Origin of the sequence: Pseudomonas rhizozeae (assembly GCF_031583775.1) — a bacterium.
In the GTDB taxonomy this organism is placed as follows: Bacteria; Pseudomonadota; Gammaproteobacteria; order Pseudomonadales; family Pseudomonadaceae; genus Aquipseudomonas.
On sequence record NZ_JAVLSB010000043.1, the window covers coordinates 178,682 to 200,866 of the forward strand.

General features: G+C 61.8%; 20 protein-coding genes and 2 pseudogenes. 11 read left to right on the plus strand and 11 right to left on the minus strand.

All coding sequences use genetic code 11. The annotated features are described in order from the left end of the window. Positions 1-61: 61 nt before the first annotated feature. The 3 genes from RG836_RS14105 to RG836_RS14115 all read right to left on the minus strand — a co-directional run bounded on the left by RG836_RS14105 (position 62) and on the right by RG836_RS14115 (position 3,164). On the minus strand, positions 62-823 hold the full coding sequence (locus tag RG836_RS14105; RefSeq protein WP_310846408.1) for an HvfC family RiPP maturation protein: 762 nt from the start codon (positions 821-823) through the stop codon (positions 62-64). After that, positions 816-1,673, minus strand: a complete 858-nt coding sequence (locus RG836_RS14110) for an HvfB family MNIO-type RiPP peptide maturase (RefSeq protein ID WP_310846411.1) — start codon at positions 1,671-1,673, stop codon at positions 816-818. Before RG836_RS14110 ends, RG836_RS14105 begins: the two co-directional genes overlap by 8 nt. A gap of 159 nt (positions 1,674-1,832) precedes the next feature. Beyond that, positions 1,833-3,164 carry an acetamidase/formamidase family protein gene (locus RG836_RS14115; RefSeq protein ID WP_310846414.1) on the minus strand — a complete coding sequence of 444 codons (1,332 nt, stop codon included), beginning with the start codon at positions 3,162-3,164 and terminating at the stop codon, positions 1,833-1,835. A gap of 303 nt (positions 3,165-3,467) precedes the next feature. Between RG836_RS14115 and RG836_RS14120 the strand changes: the two genes are divergently transcribed. Next, positions 3,468-4,310 (plus strand): NAD-dependent protein deacetylase, encoded by an 843-nt coding sequence (locus RG836_RS14120; RefSeq protein WP_310846417.1) that lies wholly within the window; start codon positions 3,468-3,470, stop codon positions 4,308-4,310. 134 nt (positions 4,311-4,444) lie between these two features. Here the strand turns inward: RG836_RS14120 and RG836_RS14125 are convergent, their stop codons facing one another. Further along, positions 4,445-5,341 carry a LysR family transcriptional regulator gene (locus tag RG836_RS14125; RefSeq protein ID WP_310846420.1) on the minus strand — a complete coding sequence of 299 codons (897 nt, stop codon included), beginning with the start codon at positions 5,339-5,341 and terminating at the stop codon, positions 4,445-4,447. A gap of 175 nt (positions 5,342-5,516) precedes the next feature. On the opposite strand from RG836_RS14125, the gene RG836_RS14130 reads away from it, so the two are divergent. The 3 genes from RG836_RS14130 to RG836_RS14140 are packed head-to-tail and all read left to right on the plus strand — an operon-like array spanning position 5,517 to position 8,112. Beyond that, the gene (locus RG836_RS14130; RefSeq protein WP_310846423.1) at positions 5,517-6,215 is read left to right on the plus strand and encodes a CoA transferase subunit A; all 699 of its coding nucleotides are present in this window, start codon (positions 5,517-5,519) and stop codon (positions 6,213-6,215) included. Positions 6,216-6,253: 38 nt separating this feature from the next. Next, positions 6,254-6,919, plus strand: a complete 666-nt coding sequence (locus RG836_RS14135) for a CoA transferase subunit B (protein ID WP_310846426.1) — start codon at positions 6,254-6,256, stop codon at positions 6,917-6,919. A gap of 11 nt (positions 6,920-6,930) precedes the next feature. After that, the gene (locus tag RG836_RS14140) at positions 6,931-8,112 is read left to right on the plus strand and encodes an acetyl-CoA C-acetyltransferase (RefSeq protein WP_310846428.1); all 1,182 of its coding nucleotides are present in this window, start codon (positions 6,931-6,933) and stop codon (positions 8,110-8,112) included. 252 nt (positions 8,113-8,364) lie between these two features. Here RG836_RS14140 and RG836_RS14145 read toward each other — a convergent pair. Further along, positions 8,365-8,460, minus strand: a pseudogene (locus tag RG836_RS14145) (LysR family transcriptional regulator); the annotation flags it as partial. Here RG836_RS14145 and RG836_RS14150 point away from each other — a divergent pair. Both RG836_RS14150 and RG836_RS14155 read left to right on the plus strand, forming a co-directional pair. Continuing rightward, positions 8,455-8,637: pseudogene (locus RG836_RS14150) on the plus strand (EamA family transporter); the annotation flags it as partial. The pseudogenes RG836_RS14145 and RG836_RS14150 overlap by 6 nt on opposite strands. Positions 8,638-8,811: 174 nt before the next feature. Continuing rightward, positions 8,812-9,834, plus strand: coding sequence for a 2-oxoadipate dioxygenase/decarboxylase family protein (locus tag RG836_RS14155; RefSeq protein ID WP_310846431.1), 1,023 nt, complete (start codon positions 8,812-8,814; stop codon positions 9,832-9,834). Positions 9,835-10,017: 183 nt separating this feature from the next. Here RG836_RS14155 and RG836_RS14160 read toward each other — a convergent pair whose 3' ends face one another. After that, positions 10,018-10,254: a hypothetical protein gene (locus RG836_RS14160; RefSeq protein WP_310846434.1), complete on the minus strand. Its 237-nt coding sequence runs from the start codon at positions 10,252-10,254 to the stop codon at positions 10,018-10,020. A gap of 96 nt (positions 10,255-10,350) precedes the next feature. Further along, positions 10,351-11,067 (minus strand): FadR/GntR family transcriptional regulator, encoded by a 717-nt coding sequence (locus RG836_RS14165; protein WP_310846437.1) that lies wholly within the window; start codon positions 11,065-11,067, stop codon positions 10,351-10,353. A gap of 369 nt (positions 11,068-11,436) precedes the next feature. Here RG836_RS14165 and RG836_RS14170 point away from each other — a divergent pair, with 369 nt between their 5' ends. Both RG836_RS14170 and gudD read left to right on the plus strand, forming a co-directional pair. Then, entirely contained in the window at positions 11,437-12,783 is a 1,347-nt protein-coding gene (locus RG836_RS14170; RefSeq protein WP_310846440.1) for an MFS transporter, read from the plus strand. Between the two features lie 24 nt (positions 12,784-12,807). Further along, positions 12,808-14,151, plus strand: coding sequence for a glucarate dehydratase (gene gudD, locus RG836_RS14175; protein ID WP_310846444.1), 1,344 nt, complete (start codon positions 12,808-12,810; stop codon positions 14,149-14,151). A gap of 331 nt (positions 14,152-14,482) precedes the next feature. Here gudD and RG836_RS14180 read toward each other — a convergent pair whose 3' ends face one another. The 3 genes from RG836_RS14180 to RG836_RS14190 all read right to left on the minus strand — a co-directional run bounded on the left by RG836_RS14180 (position 14,483) and on the right by RG836_RS14190 (position 16,774). Next, a complete protein-coding gene (locus RG836_RS14180; RefSeq protein ID WP_310846446.1) occupies positions 14,483-15,043 on the minus strand; it encodes a DUF4174 domain-containing protein in 561 nt (186 codons plus the stop codon). A 237-nt stretch (positions 15,044-15,280) separates the two neighbouring features. After that, positions 15,281-15,880, minus strand: coding sequence for a biliverdin-producing heme oxygenase (locus RG836_RS14185; RefSeq protein WP_310846448.1), 600 nt, complete (start codon positions 15,878-15,880; stop codon positions 15,281-15,283). 192 nt (positions 15,881-16,072) lie between these two features. Next, on the minus strand, positions 16,073-16,774 hold the full coding sequence (locus RG836_RS14190) for a hypothetical protein (protein WP_310846547.1): 702 nt from the start codon (positions 16,772-16,774) through the stop codon (positions 16,073-16,075). 303 nt (positions 16,775-17,077) lie between these two features. Between RG836_RS14190 and RG836_RS14195 the strand changes: the two genes are divergently transcribed. The 3 genes from RG836_RS14195 (at position 17,078) to RG836_RS14205 (ending at position 19,624) form a co-directional block, all read left to right on the plus strand. Beyond that, positions 17,078-18,226 carry an aldose epimerase family protein gene (locus RG836_RS14195; protein WP_310846450.1) on the plus strand — a complete coding sequence of 383 codons (1,149 nt, stop codon included), beginning with the start codon at positions 17,078-17,080 and terminating at the stop codon, positions 18,224-18,226. A gap of 97 nt (positions 18,227-18,323) precedes the next feature. After that, entirely contained in the window at positions 18,324-19,145 is an 822-nt protein-coding gene (locus tag RG836_RS14200; RefSeq protein ID WP_310846454.1) for an aldo/keto reductase, read from the plus strand. 29 nt (positions 19,146-19,174) lie between these two features. Further along, positions 19,175-19,624, plus strand: coding sequence for a DUF1810 domain-containing protein (locus tag RG836_RS14205; RefSeq protein ID WP_310846457.1), 450 nt, complete (start codon positions 19,175-19,177; stop codon positions 19,622-19,624). Here the strand turns inward: RG836_RS14205 and RG836_RS14210 are convergent. Beyond that, positions 19,610-21,970: a DNA polymerase II gene (locus RG836_RS14210; RefSeq protein WP_310846459.1), complete on the minus strand. Its 2,361-nt coding sequence runs from the start codon at positions 21,968-21,970 to the stop codon at positions 19,610-19,612. The two genes, RG836_RS14205 and RG836_RS14210, sit on opposite strands and share 15 nt — an antisense overlap. Between the last annotated feature and the right edge of the window lie 215 nt (positions 21,971-22,185).

The window sequence follows — 22,185 nt, forward strand, 5'->3', positions numbered from 1 at the left end:
AGCTTGTTCAGCCCTTAGCGAAACCCGCCCTCGTGGCGGGTTTTGTGTTTTAGCCTGCTGGCTAGGCCACGCCAATCACGCCCTGGCCATGCAACTGCTGCAACAGCGCCAGGCCGTTGTCGATAAAATCGCCGACATCCGCCATCCCCGCCTCTACCGCCAATGCCTGCAATTGTTGCAGACCTGTCAGCTGTGGCGCCTCTTCGAGACGCTGCAGCAGGCGCCAGGCCAGCGGGCTGAGTTCCGAGAAGCGCACCTCGAAATCCGCCGAGCGCCGCACCAGCAACAGGGTTGGCTGCGCCGGTGGTGTGTCGGCCTGGTAATCCGGGCCAACGTGTTGCACCGGCCAGCTGTACGCCAACGGCCAGGCCAGGGGCGAAACCCGCAAGGGACGGTCAGGCAGCAGCGTGGCATCGCTGTGGGGCAGCGGTTCGGCGCTGGATTGCTGCAAGGCCATCTCCACCCACTCGTAGTGCGCCAGTTCGACCATGAACGCCGGCCACTGGCCCTCGCTCAAGGCTGCGGGCTCGCTGGCAAGGAAGCCGACAAACTCTTCGGCAATCTCCCCAAACTTGGGCGTCTGCGCCCGATGGTCACGCAGAAATATCCGTAGCAGGGTGCGCCAGCGCTGATCGCCCAAGGTTCGTACCAACACCGGAAACGTGCCACTGAGCAAGGTCAGCAAGTTGTTGAACACCAGGTCGCGGTAGACCTTGACCCGCGCCGCGTTCATCGACTCGGGCGGTGCGCAGTGTTCGGGGTCACGCAGATAGCGGGTCAGTTCGTGCTGCTGTTGTTGCAGGCTCAGTTCGGGCTTAGCCATGGGCCACCGCCTCGCGCACGATCGACGCCTCGTGTTGCAGACGACGGATGGTGTTGAGCTCCGCCACCAGTTCCGAGAACGCCGGGAAATTGAAGTCGCGTTCCAGCAGGGTCGGCTGCGCGCCAAAGCGGTCGTAAGCGTCCGCCAGCAGCGCCCACACCGCCGGTTTGACCGAGGCACCGTGGGTGTCGATTTTCAGGTTGTCGGATTCGTCGAAGTGCCCGGCAATGTGCATCTGCACCACCCGCCCCGGCACAATGCCAGCGAGGAAACGGTGCGGATCGAAGCCATGGTTGATCGAGTTGACGTACACATTGTTGACGTCCAGCAGCAAGTCGCAATCGGCCTCGGCGAGCACCGCGTTGGTGAAGGCCAACTCGTCCATGTCCTGGCGCGGGGCGGCGTAATAAGAGACGTTTTCCACCGCCATGCGCCGGCCGAGGATGTCCTGGGCCTGGCGAATCCGTGCGGCAACGTGATGCACCGCTTCTTCGGTGAATGGCAACGGCAGCAAGTCGTAGAGGTGGCCGTCGTCGCTGCAATAGCTCAAGTGCTCGCTGTACAGCGGCACCTGGTGGTGATCGAGAAACCCTCGCACTTCCTGCAGGAACGCCGTGTCCAGCGGCGCCGAACCACCGAGCGACAGTGACAGGCCGTGGCACGACAAGGGATAGCGCTCGGCCAGTTCAGCCAGGGCCGCGCCATGGGCGCCGCCGATGTTGATCCAGTTTTCCGGGGCAACTTCAAGGAAATCGAACTGGCCCGGCGGCGCGGCGCGCAGGGCGGCGAGCAGGCCGCGACGCAGGCCAATCCCGGCGGCCATGGCAACTGAAACGTGGGAAGTGTTCATCATCGGTGTCCTCATCCAGGGTTTGCGCGGGTTCATATCGATGAGCCCAGTTAACCGGACGGCTGTATCGCGGATGTGTGCGGTATTGCGCTGAATGACAGCGGGTTGTATCGCCAACGGGCCTGTACACATTCCGGTACAAACCCGCCGTCCCAAGGCTTACAAGTCGTATTGCTCTCGCACCAGTTGGCCGATGCCCATGCGGTCGAGCACGTCCATCGGGCACAGGAAAGTCACGCGAATGGTGCCCGGCAAGCGGCTGATGTCGATCGAGCCGTTGATGGTCGCGCGGTTCAGCACCTCGTCGTAGGGCAAACCGGTGACTGCAGCGGCGCGTTGCAAGCCGTTCTCCACCGCGACGTTGAGGTTTTCACCGCTGCCGATGAAAGTAATCGGCCCGGTCTCCTCGACCTCATGCTGGCCCCAGCGTGCTCCCAGCGCCTTTACCTGCTGGCGTTGCTCGGCGTTCATCGGCCGCGCCATCGGTGGCAGGTCGTCGAGATTTTGCAGGAGGATCGGGCCTTCGATGGTCAGGTGTTTGATCACCTGCACCGTGACTTCGGTTTCCCCGGAACAATCGGTGGCATGCCCGGCGATTTCACCGTTGCCCTGCTGAGCGTGCATGTCGCCCATGTAGACCCCGGCGCCCGGTACTTTGACCGGACAGATCAACACGCAGCCCTCGCGGATAGAATTGGTGTCCATGTGGCCGTCGGTCTTGGCGGCGTGCAGTTCTTCACGGCTCATGCCGAAACGGTGCGGCGCGTCGATCAGGTATTGGCCGAAGTCGGCGCAGTTGTGCGAGTCCGGCAAGTCGCGGGACGGCGTGGTGCCGATGTTGCCGAGGAACGGTCGCATATGCGCGGCGACGCCCGGTATGTCGGCGCGGGCCAGGGACAGGATCGAGTGTTGAGCGGCGAATTCTGGCAACGCGGACATTTCCGGAGCCTGGCCGGCCAAGCGATTGGCGACATCCTGATTGACGGTGAGGCTGACCTGATTTTCGGCGTCGAACACGATCACGTAGCCGTGGCTGAAGCGAAACGCGCTGACTTCGGCGCCGCAGTGGTTGCAGCGGATAGCGTCTTCGCCGATGCCTTCGACGTGACTGGCAGGGTGTTCAGTGCCGCATTTGCCGCAGAACTTGGCGACAAACGGATCGCCGTGATAACGCCCTTCAACGAAGCTCATCACCCCCGACGACGTGGCCTGGGACGTCACACGCATGCGCTGGATCTTGATCGCCACGGCGTCGCCAACCTCCGCCCCGGCAATCGCCACCGGTTGCGTTACTTCATGGCCGCCCTCGAACGCCGGCGTAATCATCGGCCCCCAGCAGCCCGGCGGCGTGCCGGTGATCAGGGTGCCGCCGTCGGCCAGCGGGCCAAGCATCGCCTGGCTCGGGCCGATCAGGCCGTTGGTGTATTGGTTGACGCGCAGGCGTTCGACGGGCGTGGTCTCGAGGTTCGATTCAGGCAGAAGCGTGCTCATGGTGTCCCCTTTGTCCGCATCAGGTACGGACCGTTGTCAGGCGTGAACCAGCCGCCTGGTGCGACGGCCGAAAAATGGGCCGCCGGTACGGCGTTTGGTTGGCAGTCCGGCGGTGCTCACAGTGGAGCGCAGCTTTGTATCTGCTCTGTGTACGGCGATGCCCGGAATGCGAGGCACTGTATCGGCGGGAGGGCTTGATACATTGCGATACACGGCAGGACTTCCCTGCTACACCGGCCCAGCGTTAAACGCACTGCGACAAGTGCTAACCTGCGTCACTCCTGATCCGTGAGGCGGTGCCCTATGCTCGACAGCCTGATAGCCGAACACCTCGACCGTCTCGTGCAGACCATGGCCGAACGCAACTTCGCCGTATTGACCGGTGCCGGCATCAGTACACCGTCGGGCATTCCGGATTACCGCGACAATGAGGGCGTGCGTCGAGGTCGGCAGCCGATGATGTATCAGGAGTTCCTCGCCGCGCCCGAAGCCCGGCGCCGTTACTGGGCGCGGGCGATGCTCGGCTGGCCGCGAGTGCGCCAGGCGCGGCCGAATGTGGCGCATGAGGCCTTGGCGCACTTGCAGGGCCAACAGCGGATCAGCGCGCTGCTGACCCAGAACGTCGACACCTTGCACGACCAGGCCGGCAGCCACGGGGTGATCGAATTGCACGGCAGCCTGCACCGCGTACTGTGCCTGGACTGCGGCCGCAACAGCGAGCGCGACCGGATTCAGCAGTTGATGGAGGCGCAGAATCCCGACTTGGCGGGTGTGGATGCGGTGCAGGCGCCGGACGGCGATACCCTGCTCGATCCGGCGTTCGAAGCGCGTTTCCAGGTGCCGCACTGCCCGTATTGCGACGGTGAGCGGCTGAAACCGGACGTGGTGTTCTTCGGCGAAAACGTTGCACCGGCTACCGCCGTCCAGGCCATGACCGCGGTTGAACAGGCGGATGGCTTGCTGGTGGTGGGATCGTCGCTGATGGCCTACTCGGCGTTTCGTCTGTGCCGGGCGACCGTGGATCAGGGCAAACCGCTGATCGCCATCAACCTCGGCAAGACCCGGGCGGATGAGATTCTGGATCTGAAGATCGAGGGGTCGTGCGAGCAGTTACTGCCGCTGCTGGCGCGGCGATTGATGAACTAAGGCACAACCCCACCCCACTGTGGCGAGCGAGCTTGCTCGCGCAGCGCTGCGAAGCAGCCCCAATCCCGGCCAACCCGGTTCGACTGACAGAGCGCAAGGGGGGGTGTTAAGGCTGACGGATGGGTCGGACGAGTTCAGGACAACCGTGCGCCGTAGTTTTCAGCCTTGAGAATATCGAACAACGCCTGCGCCGCCGCCGACAGTTCGTGGCCGGGTTTGGTCAACACGCCGATGGCCCGCTCCACCACCGGTTCGTTCAAGGTCAGGCAGCGGGCGCCGAGTTCGCGCATTTGCCCGGCGCACAGGGCCGGCACCGCGCTAACGCCCAGGCCGCTGGCGACCATGCGTCCCACCGTGGCCAACTGATGGCTTTCGAAGGCCACCGGCAGTTCCATCTGCCGTGCCTGCAAATGTTCTTCGAGCATCACCCGCACGGTCGAGGGCCGTTGCAGGGTGATAAACGGCTCGGCCAGCAGGGTTTTCCAGTCGATCGACGGCCGATCGATCCACGGCGAATCCATCGGCACCACCGCAACGAATCGGTCCTTATAAAGCGGGGCAAAGTGCAGCGATGAACTTTGCATCGGCTCGAACGCCACCCCCAGCTCCACTTGATTGTCGCGGACCATTTCCAGCACCTGTTCGTTGATCACGTCGTTCACCGTGACGTTGACTTTGGGGTAACGAGCGCGGAAAGTTTTCAGGATCGGCGGCAGCAGATTGCCGGCAAACGAGGGCATCGCGGCCAGGGTCACGCGACCGCGCTGCAGGGTGAATCGCTGGCGCATCTCATCTTCGGCGTTGTCCCAGTCGGCAATCAGCCGCCGGGCCAGGGGCAGCAGCGTTTCGCCTTCCGGGGTCAGCGCGACGTTGCGAGTATTGCGGCTGAACAAGCGCCCGCCCAGGCCTTCTTCCAGGGCCTTGATGGTCAGGCTCAGGGCCGATTGCGACAGATGCAAACGCTCGCACGCCACGGCAAAACTCAGGCTCTGTGCCACGGCGAGAAAAGCGCGGATCTGTTTGATCGTCATGTCGCTAGGCTCCAGGGATGGCCGGTAAACGTACGTGGCACACTGCAAAGCGCAATGCATTGGTGAGTTTTATCAATTAATACTGAGCAAAAATCAACTTAACAAATCAATCTTGCGGCGAGACACTCCAGACATACGGCTAGCCAGCCGCCCACAAAGAATAAAAGAGGTGCACATGGCAGGTTTCGATAAGCGCGTGAGCTCCTACGAGGAAGCTCTCGCAGGTCTGACAGACGGCATGACGGTCATCGCAGGCGGTTTCGGCCTGTGCGGCATTCCCGAGAACCTGATCGCCGAGATCAAGCGCAAGGGCACCCGTGACCTGACCGTGGTCTCGAACAATTGCGGCGTCGACGGTTTCGGCCTCGGCGTGTTGCTGGTCGATCGGCAGATCAGCAAAGTGGTGGCGTCCTACGTCGGCGAGAACAAGCTGTTCGAAGAGCAACTGCTCAAAGGTGAAATCGAAGTCGTCCTCACGCCGCAAGGCACCCTGGCCGAGAAAATGCGTGCCGGCGGCGCGGGCATCCCGGCATTCTTCACCGCGACCGGTGTCGGCACCCCGGTTGCCGACGGCAAGGAAGTGCGTGAATTCAATGGTCGCAAGTACCTGATGGAAGAGTCCATCACCGGTGACTTCGCCATCGTCAAAGGCTGGAAAGCCGATCATTTCGGCAACGTCATCTACCGCCACACCGCCCAGAACTTCAATCCGCTGGCCGCCACCGCTGGCAAGATCACCGTGGTCGAAGTCGAAGAAATTGTCGAACCCGGCGAGCTGGACCCGGCGCAGATCCACACCCCTGGCATCTACGTCGACCGGATCATCTGCGGCACGTTCGAGAAGCGCATCGAACAGCGCACCGTGCGTAAGTGATCCCCTGCCCTCGGCCCGAATAAAAAGGAACAACGACAATGGCACTTTCCCGCGAACAAATGGCTCAGCGCGTCGCCCGCGAAATGCAAGACGGCTTTTATGTGAACCTGGGCATCGGCATTCCGACCCTGGTCGCCAACTACATCCCCGAAGGCATGGAAGTCATGCTGCAGTCGGAAAACGGCTTGCTCGGCATGGGGCCGTTCCCCACGGAAGAAACCATCGACGCCGACATGATCAACGCCGGCAAGCAAACCGTCACCGCGCGCATCGGCGCCTCGATCTTTCACTCCGCTGAATCCTTCGCCATGATCCGTGGCGGCCATGTTGACCTGACTGTGCTCGGCGCCTTCGAGGTGGACGTGCAAGGCAACATCGCCTCGTGGATGATCCCCGGCAAACTGGTCAAGGGCATGGGCGGCGCGATGGACCTGGTGGCCGGCGCGGACAACATCATCGTGATCATGACCCATGCGTCCAAGGACGGTGAGTCCAAGTTGCTGTCGCAGTGCAGCCTGCCGCTGACCGGCGCGGGTTGCATCAAGCGGGTGCTGACAGACCTCGCCTACCTGGAAATCGAAAACGGCGCCTTCGTCCTCAAAGAACGCGCGCCGGGCGTGAGCGTCGAGGAAATCGTCGCCAAGACCGCCGGCAAACTGATCGTGCCCGAGCACGTCCCTGAAATGCAGTTCGCTGCTCAGTGAGGAATCATTCCATGCAAGAAGTCGTCATTGTTGCCGCCACCCGCACCGCCATCGGCAGTTTCCAGGGTGCGCTGGCCAGTGTGTCCGCCGTCGACCTGGGCGCTGCGGTGATCCGCCAGTTGCTGGCGCAAACCGGTCTCGACCCGGCCGAAGTCGATGAAGTGATCATGGGCCAGGTGCTGACCGCCGGCGCCGGCCAGAACCCGGCGCGCCAGGCCTCGATCAAGGCTGGCCTGCCGTTCGCCGTACCGGCCATGACCCTGAACAAGGTCTGCGGCTCGGGCCTCAAGGCTTTGCACCTGGGCGCCCAGGCGATCCGCTGCGGCGATGCCGAAGTGATCATCGCCGGCGGCCAGGAAAACATGAGCCTGGCCAACTACGTCATGCCCGGTGCGCGTACCGGCCTGCGCATGGGGCACGCACAAATCGTCGACACCATGATCAGCGATGGCCTGTGGGATGCGTTCAACGATTACCACATGGGCATCACCGCAGAAAACCTGGCAGAGAAGTACAGCATCAGCCGTGAACAGCAAGACGCGTTCGCCGCCGCTTCGCAACAGAAAGCCAGCGCCGCCATCGAAGCCGGACGGTTTGTCGACGAAATCACGCCGATCCTTATTCCGCAACGCAAGGGCGACCCGCTGTCCTTCGCCACCGACGAGCAACCACGGGCCGGCACCACCGCCGAATCTCTGGGCAAGCTCAAACCGGCCTTCAAGAAGGACGGTTCGGTGACCGCCGGTAACGCGTCTTCGCTGAACGACGGTGCCGCCGCTGTGATCCTGATGAGCGCCGACAAAGCCAAGGCGCTCGGCCTGCCGGTGCTGGCGAAAATCGCTGCCTACTCCAACGCGGGCGTTGACCCGGCGATCATGGGCATTGGCCCGGTATCGGCCACTCGTCGCTGCCTGAGCAAGGCCGGTTGGACCATCGACCAACTCGACCTGATCGAAGCCAACGAAGCCTTCGCCGCGCAATCCCTGGCGGTGGCCAAGGACCTGGAATGGGACTTGGACAAGGTCAACGTCAACGGCGGTGCCATCGCCTTGGGCCACCCGATCGGTGCATCGGGCTGCCGGGTGCTGGTGACCTTGCTGCACGAGATGATCAAGCGCGATGCCAAAAAAGGCCTGGCGACGCTGTGCATCGGCGGCGGCCAGGGCGTCGCACTGGCGCTGGAACGGGCCTGAGGTTAGACGTCTCCCACAGGTTTGATTTGTAGTGGACACAGGATCTGTTTACGCCGCAGTTCCAATGTGCGAGCGAGCCTGCTCGCGAATGCGGTTGTTCATGCGCCATTGATGGTGAATGTACTGGCCCCTTCGCGAGCAGGCTCGCTCCCACAGGGCTTGGGGGCGGATGCAATCACCATCAACACCGTAAATCCCTGTGGGAGCTGGCTCGCCAGCGATGGCGTCCTGTCGGGCGCCAGCGCTTTACCGCGCCAGGCTGACGATCGGCGCGGCCTGGCCGTGGCGTCGTAGCCAGTGCTCCAGCGCGGCGCGGTACGGACAGCCCGGGGGCCACATCAACACCACGTAGTGCTGAACCTCGGCCAGCAAGGGGTGAGTGCCGGGGTGTCCAGTGTGCTGGCCCAGACCACGCCGTTGTTCACTGCGGTGCTAGCGCGGTGTCTGTTCAAGGATCAGATCAGTGCCTGGCGCTGGGGCTGCATTGTGGTTGGCTTGCTCGGCGTGGCGATTGTGGTGGTCGGCGCGACGGTGGTGCTGGTCAGCGTACTGGCGCTGAACCTGGAGCGCCGGCGCGTGCTGAATGCGCCGCCCCTTCGGATGTGATGAGCAGTAGCGCCGGGCCACAGGATGGAATAAAACAGCCCCGTCACGTGTTGTATCGATTCTGACCCTGATGTTTGCCCGGAGCCGTCGCGCATGTCTGCCGTCCCCCATCTGTTTTCCCTGGTCGCCTCCACCGTCGGGCAACCGGCCGCCGAATGGTTGCAACGCCATGTTGACGTGCCGCGAGGCCTCGATGATTTTGCCTGGAGCGACACCGCGATCCACCGCGCCTGGCTCGCCGAAGCCTTGGGCCTGTGCCTGTTCCACAGCCTGGTGCGAGCAGTGCCGGATGGCCGGCGTTATGTCGAGGAGCAAGCTGCCGCAGGTCGTAAGGTGGTGTTCGATCACGGCGCGTTTCGCACCGTCGACTGGCACGAAACCGGCGAGTTGCCGCGCGGCCGCCAGGCCTTCACGCGAATCCTGGAACCCTTGGGTTTCAGCGACGTGCGCACCTATGCGCTGACCAAATTGCACGTCACCGGCTGGGCGTTCCGCCAGATGGATCTACCGGAGGACATCGCGCAATTCTTCGTCGCCGAATTTCATCCGGGGCGGCTCAGCGAAACCTTTCAAGTCACCGTCAGCCGCGTACTGGCGTCGAGTCGCGATCCGCTGGACAGCACGCATTTGAGCATCCTCAGACGCCTGCGCAGCACCCGCCATTGCAGCCTCGAAGAAGCCACTCAGTTGCTGCCCGTTCTATGCCGCGCCTTCGCCCGCCAGCATGGCGTCGTCAGCGAGGCTGACTACCGACAGTTGTTGAGTGAAAGTGAATCGATGGCGTGGATCGCCACGGAAGGCAACAGCTTCAATCACCTCACCGATCGGGTGGATGATTTGCAGGCGGTGGTCGAGGAACAGATCCGCCTGGAGCGGCCGATCAAGGACAGCATCGAAGTGTCGACTTCGGGCCGGGTCATGCAGACAGCCTACCGTTCCTGCACCGTTACTCGGGATCTGCTCGATGATCAGGGCAAACTGCGACCGCACCAAGTGCCCGGTTCATTCGTTGAGTTCATTACCCGTAAGGTCGATCCGGAAACAGGCACGCTGGACCTGAATTTCGACAGCAATAATGCCCAGGGGATTATCAGGATGACGGAGACCAAGGGCTGAGTTTTCTGAGCCCGAAGTCTTTCGGTGGATGAGCCATTGTTTTCGCGAGCAGGCTCGCTGCCACGAGGATTCGCAAATACTGAGTACTCCTTCGAAACCTGTGGGAGCGAGCAGTGAGGGCCTGACAGTCGACACCTTCGTCAACTGCCAAGCCCTCATCAGAAACAAACCGCCCCACATTTTTTAACGCATATCATCAGACAGGGGCGTTTCCTCATCCGCCGTCGGCACGTCCTCGTCCGCCGCCGGATCCTTCCAGTCTTCCGGACGATCATCATCAGCCTCGGCATTCGCCGGGTCGCGCGACGGATCCATGCCCGGTGGTGCATCGTGGTTCAGGCTGGGTTCGTCCGTGCCAGGCATCGGCCGGGTTGGATCGAGTTGTTCGTTTCCGCCCTGGAATTGTGTGTCATTAGCCATGATGCACCTCGGTGGGTAAGGTCCAGATTATCTGGTCCGTATACCTTGGAAGCTGGGGTGCGGTGGGCGTGCTGTCGATTGGACGGACGGTCGCGCTTAGTGATCAGCGGCGAGAAAGCGGTCGCGGCTGTTGGTCAGGTGCAGCCACATGGCGGCGCGAGCGGCGTCCGGGTCCTGACGCTTGATGGCGTTGAGGATCGCTTCATGTTCCAGATTGGCCAGTTGCCCGAGCTTGCTCAAATCGGCTGCTCCGCGCTCGGCAGCGTTAAGACGAGTGCGCGGAATCATGGCATTGCCCAAGTGCTGCATGATCTCGGTGAAGCAGACATTGCCGGTGGCTTCGGCAATTAACAGATGGAAGCGCCGATCGGCCTCGACGCAACTGTCGTTGTTAGCCAGCAGCCGTTGGTAGTCATCCAGTGCTTCGCGCATCTGCGTCACTTGCTCTTCGCTGCGACGGCTGGCGGCGAGCGCGGCGGCCTGGGTTTCCAGGCCCAGGCGCAACTCCAGAATACTGCGCACCCCCAGCGCGGTATCGACATTCAACCGCAGGCCGTTCTCCGGGCCGCGCTCCAATACGAAAGTGCCGATGCCATGCCGGGTTTCTACCAGGCCGGACGCTTGCAACTTCGACAGTGCCTCCCGCACCACGGTGCGACTGACCCCGTGCTCCTGAACGATGGCGTTCTCGGACGGCAGTTTTTCTCCCGGCATCATCTGCCCGAGCAGGATGCTCTGGGTCAGCTTCTCCACCAGATCATGGGCCAGGCTGTGGGTGCGCTTGCGAGCGGGGGCGTCGAGGTCGTCTTGCATGGTGTCTTCCGTCACGGGGGCTTGCGGATCGTAGCACTGCGCTGGCGCAACACGTGATCAGAAATGAGACGTCTGTTCCGCTTAGCTTGTATTACAACCTTTCAACTTTAACGTCTGAACCCACATCTACAAACGCTCAGCATGCAGCTTCATTCGCATTTTTTACCGGGTCATCACTCACACTGAAAAACAAGAAATCCCTGTTTTTACTGGATTTTTATTCTGATACGGCCTTGTGAACTCAGAGCAAAATCAAATCCCATCAAATCAAACCACTTGTACGACGAAAAAATCTAGTTGTATGATGTCTATCAACATCGGAATACAAAGTTACACCCCGCATAAAAATAACGAGTGGGAGAAAACCAAGTGAAGACGTCCGTATCCGGAATAACCGAGGGTGCCGATCCGGCACTGCAATCGGCGATATCCAAAGTAAAACGCCATGTCCTGCCGCTGTTCGTCATCATGTTCATCGTCAATTACATTGACCGGGTCAACATCGGCTTCGTGCGTTCGCACATGGAGCACGACCTGGGCATCGGTGCCGCCGCCTACGGCCTCGGGGCCGGGCTGTTTTTCATCGGTTATGCGCTGTTCGAAGTCCCGTCCAACATCCTTCTGCAAAAAGTCGGCGCACGCATCTGGCTGACCCGCATCATGCTGACCTGGGGCCTGGTTGCTGCCGGCATGGCCTTCATCCAGAACGAAACCCACTTCTACATCCTGCGTTTTCTGCTGGGCGTGGCGGAGGCCGGATTCTTCCCTGGGGTGATTTATTACTTCACCCGTTGGCTGCCGGGCGTCGAGCGCGGCAAGGCGATCGCGATTTTCCTCAGCGGTTCAGCGATCGCTTCGCTGATCTCCGGTCCGTTGTCCGGCCTGCTCCTGCAAATCGAAGGCTTGGGCATGCACGGCTGGCAGTGGATGTACTTTATCGAAGGGATGTTTTCCGTCGGGCTGTGTGCGTTCGTTTGGTTCTGGCTGGACTCCAAACCTCACGACGCCAAATGGCTGAGCCGCGCCGAGCAAGATGCGTTGGTCAACGCCATCGACGACGAACAGCGGGCCCGCGAAGCGGCGACGCCGATCAAGCCGTCGCTGGGCAAACTGCTCAAGGACCGGCAGATCATTCTGTTCTGCCTGATCTATTTCTTCATTCAGCTGACCATCTACGCCGCGACCTTCTGGCTGCCGAGCATCATCAAGAAGATGGGCGACCTCAGCGACGTTCAGGTCGGTCTGTTCAATTCGATTCCGTGGTTGCTGTCGATCGTGGGCATGTACGCCTTCGCTTCGTTGTCGGCCAAGTGGAAGCACCAACAAGCCTGGGTTGCGACGGCGTTGCTGATTGCCGCGGCCGGGATGTTCATGTCCACCACTGGCGGGCCGATCTTCGCCTTCGTCGCGATCTGCTTTGCGGCGTTGGGATTCAAATCGGCGTCCTCGCTGTTCTGGCCGATTCCGCAGGCTTACCTGGACGCGCGGATCGCCGCCGGCGTGATTGCCCTGATCAACTCGGTCGGCAACCTCGGCGGCTTCGTGGCGCCAACCACGTTCGGTTTGCTGGAGCAAAACACCGGCTCGATCCAGGGCGGCCTGTATGGCCTGGCCGCGACATCGATCATTGCCGCAATCATTGTCTTTGCCGCCCGCAACACGCCGAAACCCGCCGCCGTCGCCGAACTCGGCAAACCGGTTTCCAGCCCTGTTTGAACATCGCTCTGAAAGGATAAGCACATGCACTCACAAGACACTGCCAAAGCCCCGATCATCACCAGCATGCAGGTCGTTCCCGTGGCGGGCCACGACGGTATGCTGCTCAACCTGAGCGGCGCCCACGGGCCGTTTTTCACCCGCAATATCGTGATTCTCAAAGACAACGCCGGCCACACCGGAGTGGGTGAAGTACCGGGCGGCGAACGCATCCGCCAGACCCTCGAAGATGCCCGCTCTCTGGTGGTCGGCAGCCCGATTGGCAGTTACCAGAAGATCCTCAACCAGGTACGAAAGACCTTCGCCGACCGCGACGCCGGTGGCCGTGGCCTGCAGACGTTTGATCTGCGGATCACCATTCACGCGGTCACCGGGCTGGAGGCGGCACTGCTTGATTTGCTCGGCCAGCACCTCGACGTGCCGGTTGCGGCGTTACTCGGCGAAGGCCAGCAGCGCGACGAAGTGAAGATGCTCGGCTATCTGTTTTACCTTGGCGACCGCCAAAAGACCGACCTCGCCTACCGCAGCGAACCGGACGCCGACAATGACTGGTTCCGCGTGCGCCACGAGCCGGCCCTGGATGCTGACGCGGTGGTGCGCCTGGCCGAAGCGGCACAGGCGCGCTATGGCTTCCAGGACTTCAAACTCAAGGGCGGCGTGCTCAGCGGCGACGCCGAAATCGAAGCCGTCACCGCCCTCGCCGAACGCTTTCCGGACGCGCGCATCACCCTTGATCCGAACGGTGCCTGGTCACTCAAAGAAGCTGTGCGTCTGTGCCGCGATCAGCATGATGTGCTGGCCTACGCGGAAGACCCATGCGGCGCCGAGAATGGTTATTCGGGACGCGAGGTGATGGCTGAGTTCCGCCGCGCCACCGGGCTGAAAACCGCCACCAATATGATCGCCACCGACTGGCGGGAAATGGGCCACGCGATCCAGTTGCAATCGGTCGACATTCCCCTCGCCGATCCGCATTTCTGGACCATGCAGGGTTCGGTACGCGTGGCGCAGATGTGCCACGAATGGGGCCTGACCTGGGGCTCGCATTCCAACAACCACTTCGACATTTCCCTGGCCATGTTCACCCACGTCGCCGCCGCTGCGCCGGGCGACATCACCGCCATCGACACCCACTGGATCTGGCAGGACGGCCAGCGCCTGACCAAAGCCCCGCTGCAAATCGTCGGCGGCTGCGTGCAGGTCCCGAACAAACCGGGCCTGGGGGTAGAACTGGACGAAGATCAACTGGCCAAGGCTCACGAACTCTACAAAGGCATGGGCCTCGGGGCACGGGACGATAGCGTGGCGATGCAGTTTCTGATTCCGGGCTGGACGTTCGATAACAAGCGGCCGTGTCTGGTGCGGTGAGTTTGCTGATCTTCGTTGCCTGCGCCGGCCTCATCGCTGGCAAAGTCGAATCGTCGCACCGCAGTTCCCACAGGTCATGCGAACACTCGCAAAAAATTCGTCAGCAGGCACACCGCTTTCGCGAGCGGGCTCGCTCCCACGGGTATTGCGGGTGTATGCAGGTCATCAGGAACGCTGAAGATCCCTGTGGGAGCTTGGCTTGCCAGCGATGAGGGCCTTGCAGGCAATAGAAATCTATCGCCAGATACATGCCTTCGCGAGCAGGCTCGCTCCCACGGTTTCAGGTTGCGATGAAATCGGTTGCAGCCGCCCCACGCCGGGGCGGCGGCGATCAATCGTCGGGCATTTGCGCGGGTTTAGCCGGTTTCGCCGGTTTGCTTGGATGGGAGCCCTTGGCGTCTTTGCCCCCCTTGGCCGGTGCGGCTTCGGGGGTGGGCTCTGGCGCTGCCGCTGCGGCGGCTTCTTTCTCGGCCATTGGCATGGCGTCGATGGTGCTAAAGACTTCCTGAAGTTCCACCGCGCCGATTTTCTCGAGTTTTTTCTCGCCATCCTTGCCCACCAGAATGACTTTGGCCTCTTCGCTGACCGCCGGTTTAAGCTGGCGAATCATCGCCATAGTGGCCTGTGTGTCCATGTCCTTACCGTCGCGCTGCCCGGTCAGGCCCACGACAGTGTAAAGGACCATGTTGCGCTGCTTGAAGCCGTCGCGGTTGGCCGGTTCGTCGAGGTCTTTTTTCAGTTTGATCAGGGTCGGGTCGACCGGGGTGCGGGCAATGACGATCAGGGGCCGGGTCTTGCCCACTTCCGCCACCAGCGGGGAGTCGCCGTCGGCAGCGAACAGAGGGCTGGCCACGGCCAGCAGAGTTGTCAGGGTCAGTGACCGGATGAGCATGCGCATCTCCTTTTAATCGTTACGCTACTGATTGCGCATCACGGCGATTGTTCCGGACAGCGGCCGGTAAATGTTCTCGCCTTGTCTCCAAGCTTAGGACAGGCCGCCCATTGCGCAACCGCCCGGCGTGGCATCCCGCGATGCCGATGGCGCAACGCCTGTCAGCTCGCTACTGGTAGCGAAAGGGGAATTTACTGCGCGCCCGCGTCACCTCAAGCGGCTGCTCGTCGAAGCGAATCATTGCAGCACGCCGCAGGTGTCTAGCCATTCTTCGAAGGCGCTGAAGGTGGTTTTGGCAGCCAGCACCGAGCTCGCCCGTTGCGCTGGGTCGCGCACTTCGTACAAACAGCTGAGGAAGCCCCGCCACATCACCTGCGTCGAGGTGCCGTACACCGAAAAAAACCGGCAGCCACTGTACTCATCGATGCCCAGCCGCGCATGCAGGCCATTGCGCAGCGATTGCCCGCCGAGCGTGGCCCCTTCGAGCACATACAACACGCCCAATACTTGGGCAGCGGTGCCGGTGGCCAGGGGCGCGCGGCACATCGGGATGGCTTCGATCATCGCCGCGTCGAGTCCCAGGGCATACAGGTCGGCCTCGAGCGACGGGATCTTGCCGCGAACCAGCCAGTCCAGTTTGGGAATGGTCATGGCCACGGGAGCGAGCTGGCTCTCCAGCTGTCGATAAAAGCCGTAATACGCCTGGATCAATCGGCTGTAGAGCAAGCGGTCAGTGGTAAAAAACGGAATCCGTTTCTCCAGCGCCTGGTGCTGCCCCGTGGTGGCATGGCGCAGCTCGCTGAGGATCAGCGGCAGACTCTTGGGCGGGGCGCTCACGACAAAGCGTCGAGGCGATACCCGGTGGGTCGGTTCAGGTTCTTGGGCAGGTCAAGGGGCACATGTCACCTCTGGCAGATCGAGCGGGAAATGCCGACGGCTCACTCGCGGGCGAATGAAAGGTGGCTTTCCACCGTAGCACCTAACGCATGACAGCAGTGGTTTGTTTCTGATTTCAGCGGCCGGCTGTCCTTATTGCACCGGCAAAAAATTCAGGAACAACAGACTCTGCGCATAGTTGAGGCCGATGCGCCGGTAGCGCTCGTCGAGCATCTGGGTCAGCAGGTCGAGCCGGGCGACGATCTTGCCAAACTCAGTGGCGAAACTCAGGTTGCTGCCCTCCTCCGAGATTTCGTTGGAAAACAGCAGCGGTTCACCGTTCTTGTTTTGCCGTTGGCTGAGGATCCAGGTGGCTTTCTCGATGTTGCGCGCGGCATTGCTGACGAAGGTCGGGTTGATCGCGTCGGTCATGTAGAACTCCAGGCGATTGCCGTGCGCGGTCACCAGCATGCTGCCAATCGCGTAGATGAACGCGCCAACCCGGTCGCCGAGGAACTCCGGGCTCATGGCGAAGCGCAGCGCGGCCAGGTCCTTCTTGTTGCCCAACGCCGGCAACGGCTGTTGCTGTTCGATGGCCAGGCGTACCTGCTTTTCCGCGGTGCCGATGTCGAGGAAGCCGGATTTACGCAGTTCTTCCGGGTTGCGCAGGTACAGCTTGTTCATCAGCAAGTACAGGCTTTCAAGGTTGTCGCGCATCGCCAGGGTGGCCATGCGATCGACGCTGGTCTGCAAGAACTCCTGTGGTTTGCCTTTGCGAAACTGGCTGAGCAGATCGTTGCCGTCCTGATGGCTGCAACCGCTGGCCACCAACAGAGACACGCCCACCAGCAACATCGACAGGCGGCGCAAACAGAGTGAGACAAGCAGTGACGCTAAAACCATAGGTGTGGACTTGGACATGGGCCGACGGTGGGGATCGCCATCGGCTGGCCAAAGATAGAGCCGGTATTCGCGAAAAAGTGCAGTGCAGCGGGCGGCGAGCGATCTGTGGTCTCGACAGTTTCATCATTTAGTCGGACTTTTTTAATTGCAAAACCGATTCACTGCGCTATAAATCCTCTGGATAGTCCTATTTAGTAGGACTATATCCCACTATGTGGGCACCTCGAAAAACAACAACAAAATGGAAGGTTAACCATGCTTCAATCCCGTTTCCTGCTCTCCGGCCTCGGACTGTCCCTGATGATCGCCACCCTTTCCGCTCAAGCCGCTGGACTGACCAGCGAACACAAGGCCTTCGGCAAGACCAATGACGGTACACCCGTCGAGCAATACATCCTGCGCAATAGCCACGGCGTGCAAGCCACGGTCATCACCTACGGCGCCACCCTGCAATCGCTGCAAATCCCGGATAAAAACGGCAAGGTCGCCGACGTGGTTCTGGGTTTCGACGACGTGCAGGGCTATCAAAGCGGCACCGCGTATTTCGGCGCGACCATCGGCCGCTTCGGCAACCGCTTGGCCAATGGCGCTTTCGAACTCGACGGCAAGCGTTACCAGGTGCCGCAGAACGACAAGACCAACTCGCTGCATGGCGGCACCCAAGGCTTCGACAAACGCGTCTGGAGCGCCGAACCAACCAAGGCCAAGGATTCGGTCGGCGTAACCCTGACGTACCTGTCGGCGGACGGCGAAATGGGTTTCCCCGGCAATCTGAAAACCGAGGTCACTTACAGCCTCAATGAAAACAATGAGCTGCGCATCGAATACAAGGCCAGCACCGACAAACCGACCGTGCTCAACCTGACCAACCACAGCTACTTCAACCTCGCGGGCGCCGGCAATGGCGATGTGCTGAAACAGGTCGCGACCCTGCACGCCAGCCACTACACACCGGTCGACGTCAAATTGATCCCCACCGGCGAACTGCCCGCCGTCGCCGGGACGCCGATGGATTTCACTAAACCGACCGCCATCGGCAAGAACATCAAGGCTGATCACCAGCAGTTGAAGTACGCCGAAGAGAAACAGGGCGGGTTTGACTTCAACTGGGTGCTCGACGCCAAGGGTGACGTGAGCAAACTGGCCGCCGATGTCAGCGATCCGCAGTCGGGCCGCCGCTTGCAGCTCTACACCAGCGAACCGGGCGTGCAGTTCTATACCGGTAACTTCCTCGATGGCACAGTCAAGGGCAAGGGTGGCAAGGTCTACCCGCACTGGGGCGCGTTCACCCTGGAAACCCAGCACTATCCGGACTCGCCGAACCAGAAGAACTTCCCGTCGACGCGCCTGGACCCGGGCCAGACCTATACCCAGACCGCGCTGTTCAAGTTCTCGGCCAAATGACCCGCTGACCCGCCGCCGCCTTCTGGAGCTCGACGGAACCCTTGGGCTATTCTGCTGCCCACCGTGGTATCGATCGAGTTTCAGAATGGAGGTTTGGATGCGCACCCTCGAAATGGCCGGCGTCAACGTTCCGGTGATTGGCCAAGGCACCTGGCGCATGGGCGAAGACCGCTCGGCGCACAAACGGGAAGTCGCCGCCCTTCGCCAAGGCATTGACCTGGGCATGACCCTGATCGACACCGCTGAAATGTACGCCGAAGGTGGCGCCGAGAGCGTGGTCGGCGAAGCCATCCAAGGGCAGCGCGACAGCGTATTCCTGGTCAGCAAGGTCTACCCGCACAACGCCAGCCGCAAAGGCATCCCGCAAGCCTGCGAGCGCAGCCTGCGCCGGCTCGACACCGATCACATTGACCTCTACTTACTGCATTGGCGCGGCCAGTATCCTCTGGCAGAAACCGTCGAAGCCTTCGAACGCCTGCGCGAAGAAGGCAAGATCGGCCGCTGGGGCGTGTCCAATTTCGACGTCGACGATTTGCAGGAACTGGCGGCACCGGCCTGCGCCACCAACCAGGTGCTCTACAATCTGGAAGAGCGCGGCATCGAGTTCGATCTGCTGCCCTGGTGCCAGTCGCAACAGCTGCCGGTCATGGCCTACTGCCCGATTGGCCAGGGCGCCGGGATGCTGGTGGAGCCGGCGCTCAAGCAAGTCGCTGCGCGCCACGGGGTCACGCCCGCGCAAGTGGCACTGGCCTGGTTGCTGCGTCAGGACGGGGTGATCGCCATTCCCAAAGCCGTGCGCCCCGAGCACGTGCGGCTCAATGCCGAAGCGGCGCAATTGCGCCTCGATCCGGCTGATCTGGAGGCGCTGGACCAAGGGTTTCGCGCGCCACAACGCAAGCAGCGGCTGGCCATGGTCTGAGGTCGCGGCAGTCTTTGAGGAGCATCGGCATGCGAAGTACCGATCCGCTCGACTCGTTCAATTTGCAGCGCTTCGTCCTGGCTCAGGACCCAGTATTTGACGCCGTGCAAGAGGAATTGCAGGCCGGACAAAAGCGCCGGCACTGGATGTGGTTTATCTTCCCGCAGATCGCCGGGCTGGGTAGCAGCAAGATGTCCCGCCACTTTGCCATCGGCTCTGCGCAGGAGGCTGCGGCCTATCTTGAGCACAACCTGCTGGGCCCGCGTTTACGCGCCTGCACGCAACTGGTGCTGAACGTGAGCGAGCGTTCGATCGCACAGATTTTCGGCCATCCAGACGACCTGAAATTCCACTCATCGATGACCCTGTTCAAGCAAGTTACCCCGCCGGACAGCCTGTTCAGCGAAGCGCTGCAACAGTATTTCCACGGCATCGAAGACGAATGGACCCTGCAGTTGCTGGACTCAAAACAGCCCTAACTGGCCGCCGATCAGCGTCGCGAAGTCGTCATCGACAAACGGCAGGATCGCGTCGGCCACCGGCTGAAGTTGCTTGGTCACGTAGTGGTCGTAATCGATCGGCGCACTGCGGATCTCCAGCGGTTCCGGTCCGGCAACGGTGATCACGTAGCTGATCCAGCCGCCATTCTGGTATTGCCGTGGCCGGCCTTGCTGGTCGTTGTAGTCATCGGCCAACCGCGCCGCGCGCACGTGCGGCGGGACGTTGCGCTGGTAATCGTCGAGGGTGCGGCGCAGGCGCTTGCGATAGATCAGGCGTTCGTCGAACGCGCCAGCCAGGGTCTGGCTGACGTACTCGCGCACGTAATGCTGATACGGCTGGCGGTGGAAAATCCGCCCGTACAGTTCCTGCTGAAACTGCCGGGCCAGCGGCGACCAGTCGGTGCGCACGCTTTCCAGGCCTTTGTAGACGATTTCGTCACTGCCGTCGGCGCGCGTCACCAGGCCGGCGTAGCGTTTTTTGCTGCCCTCCTCTGCACCGCGAATGGTTGGCATCAGAAACCGCGTGAAATGAGTCTCGAATTGCAACTCCAGAGCGCTGTCGAGGCCGTATTCTTCGCGGATGTGCTCACGCCACCAGTCATTGACCGACGCCACCAGCGCCCGGCCAATCTGCGCGGCTTCTTCCTGGCCGTGGGCGCGGCGCAGCCAGACGAACGTGGAGTCGGTGTCGCCATAGATCACCGCGTGGCCCTGAGCTTCGATCAGTTGCCGGGTGCGCAGCATGATCTCGTGACCACGCAAGGTGATCGACGACGCCAGCCGTGTGTCGAAGAACCGGCAACCGCTGGAACCGAGCACCCCGTAGAACGAGTTCATGATGATCTTCAAGGCCTGGGACAGCGGCGCGTTGTGCTCACGCTTGGCCAACTCCCGACCTTCGGCAATCCGCCCGACAATCGCCGGCAAGCTGTGCCGCGTGCGGGAAAACCGCGCGCCGCGAAAGCCAGGCACCGAGTGCTGGTCGTCGGGGTGCTTGAGGCCTTCGATCAGGCCCACCGGGTCGACCAGAAAGGTGCGAATAATCGACGGGTACAGGCTTTTGTAATCCAGCACCAGCACCGACTCGTAAAGCCCTGGTTGCGAGTCCATGACAAAACCGCCCGGGCTGGCCTGCGCTGGCTGATCGCCGAGGTTCGGTGCAACGAAGCCCTGGCGGTGCATCAGCGGCATGTACAAATGGGTGAACGCCGCCACCGAACCGCCGCTGCGATCCGCCGGCAGGCCAGTGACGCTGGCGCGTTCGAGCAGGAAGGTCAGCAGCTCAGTCTTGGCGAAAATCCGCGTGACCAGTTCACAGTCCTTGAGGTTGTAGGTGGCGAGGGCCGGTTTGTCCTCGGCGAACATCCGGTTGATCTCGTCCATGCGCTGGTACGGCGTGCTGATCGCCTTGCCCTCGCCGAGCAACGTTTGCGCGACGTTTTCCAGGCTGAACGACGGAAAGCTCCAGGTCGCCGAGCGCAGTGACTCGATGCCATCAATGATCAAACGCCCCGCCGCCGACGCGAAGTAATGGGTACGGCTGCCGTGCTCGCGCCACTGCATCTCCTCGCCATCGCGGCCCAGGCGCAGCGGCACCGCGAGTTTGCGCGCGTGCTGGTGCAGCACCCGCAGGTCGAATTGCACCAGGTTCCAGCCGATGATCGCGTCCGGGTCAAACCGCGCGAACCACTCGTTGAGCCGCTTGAGCAATGTCGCCCGCGAGTCGCAATATTCGAGCTGGAAATCCACCTGGCTGTCATCGCCATTGGGCGGGCCGAGCATGTACACCTGGCGCTGGCCGCAGCCTTCCAGGGCAATCGAGTACAACTCGCCCTGCTCGGTGGTTTCGATGTCCAGCGACACCAGTTTCAACGCTGGCCGATACCCCGGCGCCGGCTTCATCTGCGCCTCGGCCAGCGTGCCGTCGGCCTGCAAGGTGCCGCCAAACCAGACCGGCGCGGTGATGAAACGCTCCATCAGGTAACGTTCCGGCGGCCGCACATCCGCCTCATACACCTCGACCCCGGCGCGGCGCAGCGCGGTCTCTAGCCGCATCAACTGGTTGTGTTGCTGGCAATACAGGCCGAGCACCGGGCGATGCTGGAAATCCTGCAGGTCGAGGGGCCGCAGTTCGACATCTTTCTCCCCCTGCAGCAACGCCTCGGCCGCCCCGCGCTGGATCGCCGGAATAAATGCCACCGATGGCTGATGCGGTAACCGCACCTTGCGCGGCCCGGCGTCAGTCGCCAGCCAAAACTCGACAAAGGTCCCGCTCGGGGTATCGCGCCAATGCCGGGTCAGGACAAAGCCCTGCTGTAAATCCACCGCTGCAACCTCAAGTACCGATCGAGGGGTGATTCTACGCGTCACATAGATTCTGTGGTGGGCTTGTCTCTGAGAGGTATCGCGGCCAGGGTATTTCTTCAGTGAGCCCATCGACGCCTAAGCCACCGACTTCGCGAGCAGGCTCGCTCCCACTGATTTCTGATTCGGGCTGAACATAATCGTCGGCCCCACCATGAATCCCTGTGTGCGAGCCT